This window comes from Waddliaceae bacterium (assembly GCA_018694295.1).
Taxonomy (GTDB): Bacteria; Chlamydiota; Chlamydiia; order Chlamydiales; family JABHNK01; genus JABHNK01.
Genome location: JABHNK010000065.1, coordinates 1 through 7,264 on the forward strand (window position 1 = coordinate 1; position 7,264 = coordinate 7,264).

Genomic DNA, 7,264 nt, shown 5'->3' on the forward strand with positions numbered 1-7,264 from the left:
ACTGATAATTGAAAAGGCTCCGTGGTAGTATATTCCGGATTTTTATATTATCTTTATGCCTATCACTTACCTTGCGCAACACCCACAATATAGAGAGCTTTATCTTTTTCTCTCTCTAACAAGAATTTTCGCGTAACATCAATGATCAATTAATATGCCTATAGCCCCTAAGTTTTCCCCTAGGCACTCCATGGTACGTGATAAAAAATACTATTCTGAAGAAAGATATTGAGTGTTATTACACCATATGATATCATCTTGCTTTAAAATGCCGCGGGGTGGAGCAGTGGTTAGCTCGTTGGGCTCATAACCCAAAGGTCAGAGGTTCGAATCCTCTCCCCGCTATTTTTTTTGTTTCATCGCGACGCCGGCATAGCTCAGTTGGTTAGAGCACCGGAATCATAATCCGGGTGTCGTTGGTTCAAATCCGACTGCCGGTATTTTTTTTCTCTCGATTTCTTCGCTAAATAATCTTTATATCTTAATTATAATAATTGACAATAACAGAAATGCCCCTTCAAAATAAAGGTGTGTTGATGTATATTGAAAATCAATAAATCATAAAAATAGGATATAATAATGGCATCACCAGTAGGATTTGAAGGTACGCGAACAGGATCACTTATTGAAAGAGATACTGCAGCACCGCCGGACTTTTTAGACGCGGCAGTAGAAGAAATAAATATAAAAGATCCGGCTCTTGCACACCTTGTATTTAAAAAAATAAGAAATATACAACTAGATAGTTTGTCGGCAGATCAAAGAAGCAAATTAGGTTTAAATATAATAATAGCGCAGGCAGTAGTGAAATCGCGGGAAGAAGAGAGACCAATACGGATGGTAACTAAACAGACACAAACGATTGATGAATAAAAGCATAAAAAAAATTCTTGTTATCAGACGCGATAATATCGGCGACCTCGTATGTACTACCTCATTCATCGCCGCAGTAAAAGATACCTTCCCAAACGCCACTATCGACATCCTCGTTAACGACTACAACGCTCCAATAATAGAAAATCACCCGCTAATAAACACCGTTTACGTCTACCGAAAAAGCAGAACAGCAAAAAATAACACACTACGCCGCCTCTGGAGCAACATCAAACTTATAAAAGCTATAAGAAAAAAACAGTACGACATAGCCTTCATGTGCGGAAACGCCAATTCATCATCATGCGCACAACACACCCTCCTGACAAAAGCAAAACAACGCGTCTCACACCACGGAAAAACAAAATGGAATAAACGCGCCTACACAATACGCGTCCCAGGAGACCTAACAAATATCCACCACGTCGAAAGCCTGTACATGCTCCTGACACCATTTACAGACGAAAAAATAACACGACACCCCGCATCACTGACACCAAACGCCACCGCCATAACACGCTTTCAAAAACAATACCAACAACACCCAGTATCCTCAAAAAACCTCCCCCTAATAGCAATAAATATCAGCACACGACAAGAACCACAGAAATGGCCACTAGACAACTACAAAGAACTCATACAAAAAATCATCGACAACAAAATCGGCACACCACTAATCCTATGGTCGCCAGACACCGCCGCCAACACCAAATTCCCCGGTGACGACACTTCCGCAAACACCCTAAAAGAACACTTCAAAGACAACATCTTCGCATATCCAACACCACAAATACACGACCTAGTCGCAGCACTCTCACAAGCCAACACAGTCTTCACCCCCGACGGCGGAGTAATGCACATAGCAGCTGCATTCCAAAAACCCATCACAACATTCATGCTGAAACGTATATCCAAACGCTGGCATCCGTGGATGACACAACACACCCTAATCCCCATAAAAAACAACGCCTCAGAAATATCTGTCAACGACGCCTATACCTCACTCACAGCAATGTTAAGGACTACGCGTCCTTAACAATCCGCGCCAGAGGAGAAGTTCTATTCTGAACTCAATATACATTTTTTATTCTTGTGCTATACAGTTATATATAGTTATATACAGTTACAGTTACAGTTACAGTTACAGTTACAGTTACAGTTACAGTTACAGTTACAGTTACAGTTACAGTTATAGTTATGTTGAGCATGTAACCCACTATAGCGAGAATATAAGAAGGAGAACATAATGACTATTGGACCAACAGAAGGGGCAGAACAACCTTTTGAATTAAAGATAGAAAAAGGCGTACTAGATACAGGTTCGTTGTCCGGCAGAGAAATAGCTCCTCTAAAGATAACCCCCGACCATAGTTTATCGACTAAGCATACACAAGAAATGCGCAATAAAAAGCATATAATGACGACTGTTGGAATATTGACTGTTGCGGCGGCTGTTGGAGCCGTTGCCATTCCTATTTTAGCAGTAGTGGGTATTTTAAGCTCAGGAGCAATGCTTGTTGGCATTGGCGTAGGCTTGACAAGTGCCGCGGTTTTAGTCGGCGCAATGTTTACAGTCTCTGTTGTTCACTATCGTAATATGCTTGATGACTCGATTAGGCGTAGTACAAGTACGATGTTACAGGGTGCCAAAACCACGCCATCGCCAGTCACAGAAGCATCGGAATTAAACCCTGCTGATTTTGGAAATAAAACAGCAAACCTTGCAGTCCTTCAAAGACTTTTTCGGGGCGATAAGGCTATTGAAATTCCTTCTTTTAAAGGGATTAGCCATCCTGTGATTTGGGAACACCTACATCAGAATTTTCCCGATTTTGATACGTTATGGAATGAATTTAAAGAAAAATACTCAGAAGAAGGACTGTCTACCGCTGCTGCTGATATCCTTGGAGAAATTCAAACAGGCGTTCATAACGCCTTCGAAGATTTTGATAATCCCGTTGTTCAAGAATTTATAGATGAAGGGCATCAAATAATGGTACGAAGTACCGGCCGGGAAGATACTGAAGAATTATCGAATGCCGGTGGCAATGAGAGTATCGCCAATGTGAATCCTGAAAGCAAGGCTATTGCCCACGCAATTAGTAGCGTTGTAGCTTCCTATTTTACCGTTCGATCACTTGGGCAAAGATCAGCAGGCGGTGATGACATTACTCTGGATCCATTTATGCCGGTTTTATTACAGGTTATGATAGGAGAAAACGCCGAAACAAAAAAACTTCCTGTTTCCGGCGTGATGTATACAACGGAAGGGGAATTAAGTACTAAAGGCGTTGTCCAGATTACATCTTCTTGGGGGCATGCTGATGGCGTCGTTACAGGTACGCAGCTATGTGATACGTCTTATGTGCAGGACGATGATATTCATCAAATCATTAGCATAAAGACATCACGACGTAAACCGGGAGAAGGCGGAGAGCTGATTTCTGTAGAAAACCATCGTGATTTGATGACTTCACCGTCTCTTTCAGAAAAGCAGATACAGCATCTTGCGAAGATAGGGCGTCGTATAGAGGAACACTATGGGGTGCCTATGGACGTAGAGTGGACATATGATTCTGATAGCGAGGTGTTTTATTTGTTACAGGCAAGGCCTGTCCCAAAAAGGCCTCAAACGCCAAAGAACTATCTTGACGCGCAAAAATTAAAAGAATTAGAAACACTACAGAGAGTTAATGTTATTGGTGCCGGAGGAGGACATGTTTGTTCGCTGACAAGAGATAATACGATCATAGCAGACTCTGCCAGCGAAGCCCTGGAACAATATCTTAATCGTTCCTCAGATGTTGCTGTTAGCGCTGTGGTGATAAGACAGCCGACAGCAAGCAATTCTCATGAAGCAGGCACGTTTCGAGAGCGTGGCATCCCTGTTCTTAACATATCAGGGGATGGGTTTAAACGTGCGAGAGACATTATTCAAACAAGAACGATACTTGTTGATACACAAGAAGGAATATCTGGTGTGTTACCACAGGGGAAAGACGCCGGAGATTTTATTGTAGAAGGGCTGCGGCGACATTTGGTTCCGAAGATGGAAAGCTGTACCTCATATGTAAGCCCAGAGGATGTGAAAGGTTTTTTCGATATATTGGACGCTCATGCTAAAGAGCCAAGTATAGATATAGAAGATATTCAAGGCTGGAATACATTAGATCGTTTACTTAATGCCTTTGAAGAAGTAAAGACTTTTGGAGAAAGAGCGTTCATCCTTAGAAAATTATTGAATATCACCCAAAAACTTTTGAAAGATGCGCCACAGTGGGAAAGAGAAGCTCTCATGCATAAGATTGTGTATAACGCTAGGCACGTATGGAAAGTTTTTAATAACCCTAAAAAGGATGGTGTACAAAAAATGTATGCCATGAATTGGTTAAGGGCGGCATTGTTGCAAAGTCCGGTAGAAGGGACATGTAATGCGGAAACACTATATACAACCCTTGGCGCTAAAGCCGAAAGAAAAGGTTTAGGATTTTCTGCCAATAGCGATTTAAAAGATGAACGACACGAATATATCGATATTTTTAGTCGAAGTGAAAAATTTATCTTGAAAGGCGAGGCAATAGAACAATGGAGGTCTTTCATTACTGAATTGAATGATGAAGAATTGCGACAGCTGGCTATTATTTTTAAACAGCTTGGCCCTGATATAGTAGAAATCTGGTTGAACTCTACTTTTATTAAAATCAGAAGCCAAAGTAGTGATGCATCAGAGTGCCTTGATAGATTACAACAGCAATGGGAACAATCGGATTTTCAGAGGGGCTGGGGTGTTGTACAAAAAACCAAGACTGTGGCGGAACACTTCAGCCATAATGCACAAGATTTTGCCGACCCACTGAAATTTGATGCGCTTTTGACGGCATTAGATGAGGAATTGTTAGCAGCAGGTAATCAGTGTATTGAAGAGATTCGACGTGTGTCAGGAGGAGTACAAGATCCTGGCTTGGAATGTACACTATTGGCTCAAGCCTTGGGCGCTATAGTCAACGCTTTTGATGATTGTATCAAAGGCATAACTACTAGCCCACATTATGAAGGTAAGGAACGACAAAAAGTAGAGAGGTTTGCACAAATTGTCGATCGCTACCTTGGGATGGCTACCTATGCCATGGCTGAAGGCGATGAAGCATTATTGAAGCACGATCCTGTTTTAGCTAAACAAGCGAAAATGTTGAGACCTTTTTTAGTGGAGAAATTCGCTGTATTAAGGGTTAAAAGCCTAAATCCTGAAAAATATGTGCCGTTTTTAGAACAATGTTGGATTGATTCAGGAAGAGGAAAAAGTCCTACTCCTGCCGACCATTTGCTACCATCGCCAGGTTTTTCTGTTGCAGCGGCAGCTCTAGGAAGTAATGTCCTTGACCCCGAGAGAGCCATGCCTAAAGAAACTACTCTTGAAGACTTTTTTACAACAGTACACCAAAGTTTAGAGACTGTTGTCGCAAGCATTGGGAGTAGGGCAGGCATTACTATGGATGCTATGCCGGCGCCAATAGCTGAACTTTGTGATAATATTTCCCAGCTGTCACTACACTCCCCAACTTCGCCGAAACCTACATTACAGTCTATAGAATATCATTATCCTGATGTGAAGATAACTTTTAATCTGCCCTTGAATTTCCACAGCGCTAAATTCGTCGTAGAAGCTAAAGTTGACCGACAGGGAGATGTTACTTCTTTAATACTTGATGGACATATCTTTGTGTCTTTAGGATTCGGTGGTGCTGGCGCACGAGATGTAACCTTAACAGTTTATGCGTTGAGTACATATTCGAGAGGGATGATTGCACCCGATGATTTTCAGATGAGACCACAGGAAGATGTAGTTCATTTTAAATGGAAGAGCACTCCTGATAATGTTCAGAGCTTTTGGGGAGGGAGTGAAACGCCTGCTCTTAAGGGCGCTAAAGACCATATTGAAGCAATGATTGGATATTTACAAATACAAGGCAAAAGCCTTTCGTTTGAGGGGATTTCTTTTGATTTTGTAAAAGAAAGTCCTTGGGTCTTTTCTTATATAGATGATCATCTCGGGTACAGAACAACGAAGGAACAAAAAAAGGAGGCTGCTGAGAGTTTGACGCAAGGGGTATTAGGCGATTTTTCAGAAGATAATGTGGAAGTGTTTCTTCGTCACACTAGAGCTATTATAAAAGCAAATCCTATTAGTGAAGGACTCTGGGAATTGTTCGATAAAATTTTAGAAGCAGAATTTATTTGGGCGTCACCAAAATTAACAGAAGGAGCATTACATTTCATTGAAAATATGGATTTGAAAAATTGGGAAAAAGAAGGAGGTCCCAACTATGACCAAGAATTTTTCTCTCTTCCTGAATATACTGAGGAGCAGATTCGCAGTATAAAGAAGCGTATCTTAAAGCTTGAAGATATTCCGATTTCTGACTCTGAATTAATTGAATACATTAGAACTTTTGATAGCCTTCATAACTGATAAAAGGGGCCGGGCCTGCGATTTGCGATTCTTTGCACTAAGGATTGTTCTTTGATTCTTCCTCGCTGATATTATCCACATAACTATGAATCATCTTTTTATGAAACCCCTCATCCATATTACACCCAATTACACCCAATTATACCCATAAATTCACCTAATTTTCACCATAAAATCTTCATCACCATCGCCATGCGATGGTGATAAGAGTTTATCTTTTTATTCTTTTTATCGTTTTATCGTTTTCGAGCTCTCTCAAAGCATCATTGGCGACCCATCTTGCGCTTTTCGAGTCTATCTCGGCGATCTCTTGGGCGAGCAACACAGCCGTTTTATGCAAAGCCATGCTCCTTTTTCCTATCTGTCGTAATGCCCAGTTGACGGCTTTTTTGACAAGATGTCTCTCATCGACAGCTTCTCGTTTTATCATAGGTAAGAATTTCTCGAATCTCTTGTCGTCGGCTTTCTTGTCGCTGACGGCAAGCCTCGCCATCAAGACAAAACCTGCACGTTTTATGCCTTCTTCTTTCTTCTTGCTCCATTTTTCTGCCAAAACATAGGAAGTTTCATGTTTTTCGAAGAGATTCATGCAACACTGGTCACATATCTCCCAATAGGTGAATCCTTTCGTCCATTCTTCCATCTGCTTCACTGTCACAAGAGAAACCTCGTCGATCATACTGGCCAGAATCCTCGTCTCCCGTATGCCAAGATCCCACAACTCCAAAGCGAGCTTATGGTCTTTGCCTATCTCCTTTGCCAGCTCCCGCAAATTCGGTATAGAAACACAAAAGGCTTCCTCAGGCGTTATCCCATACCGCGCAATCGCTTCCTTGCCCTTGGAATTCCCCAACAACTTCAGCTTCTTAACAACAGACTTTACGTTATGCATTATTCACCTTTCACAATCTTCAACGCTTC

Annotated in this window: 4 protein-coding genes and 2 tRNA genes; 5 read left to right on the forward strand and 1 reads right to left on the reverse strand. The window is 41.5% G+C overall.

Features of this window, described 5'->3' with window-relative positions; all coding sequences use genetic code 11:
* Positions 1-272: 272 nt before the first annotated feature.
* From HN980_06845 to HN980_06865, 5 genes are all read left to right on the forward strand, one after another.
* Positions 273-345: transfer RNA gene (locus HN980_06845), tRNA-Met, on the forward strand.
* A gap of 21 nt (positions 346-366) precedes the next feature.
* Positions 367-440 (forward strand) — tRNA-Met (locus HN980_06850).
* A 139-nt stretch (positions 441-579) separates the two neighbouring features.
* Complete coding sequence (locus HN980_06855) at positions 580-873, forward strand: hypothetical protein (protein MBT6929190.1); 294 nt, start codon at positions 580-582, stop codon at positions 871-873.
* Positions 866-1,909, forward strand: coding sequence for a glycosyltransferase family 9 protein (locus HN980_06860; protein ID MBT6929191.1), 1,044 nt, complete (start codon positions 866-868; stop codon positions 1,907-1,909). The genes HN980_06855 and HN980_06860 overlap by 8 nt, the downstream gene beginning before the upstream one ends.
* A gap of 210 nt (positions 1,910-2,119) precedes the next feature.
* Positions 2,120-6,343: a hypothetical protein gene (locus HN980_06865; GenBank protein ID MBT6929192.1), complete on the forward strand. Its 4,224-nt coding sequence runs from the start codon at positions 2,120-2,122 to the stop codon at positions 6,341-6,343.
* Between the two features lie 211 nt (positions 6,344-6,554).
* On the opposite strand, the gene HN980_06870 is transcribed toward HN980_06865, so the two are convergent.
* Positions 6,555-7,235 (reverse strand): DNA alkylation repair protein, encoded by a 681-nt coding sequence (locus tag HN980_06870; protein MBT6929193.1) that lies wholly within the window; start codon positions 7,233-7,235, stop codon positions 6,555-6,557.
* Positions 7,236-7,264: the final 29 nt, after the last annotated feature.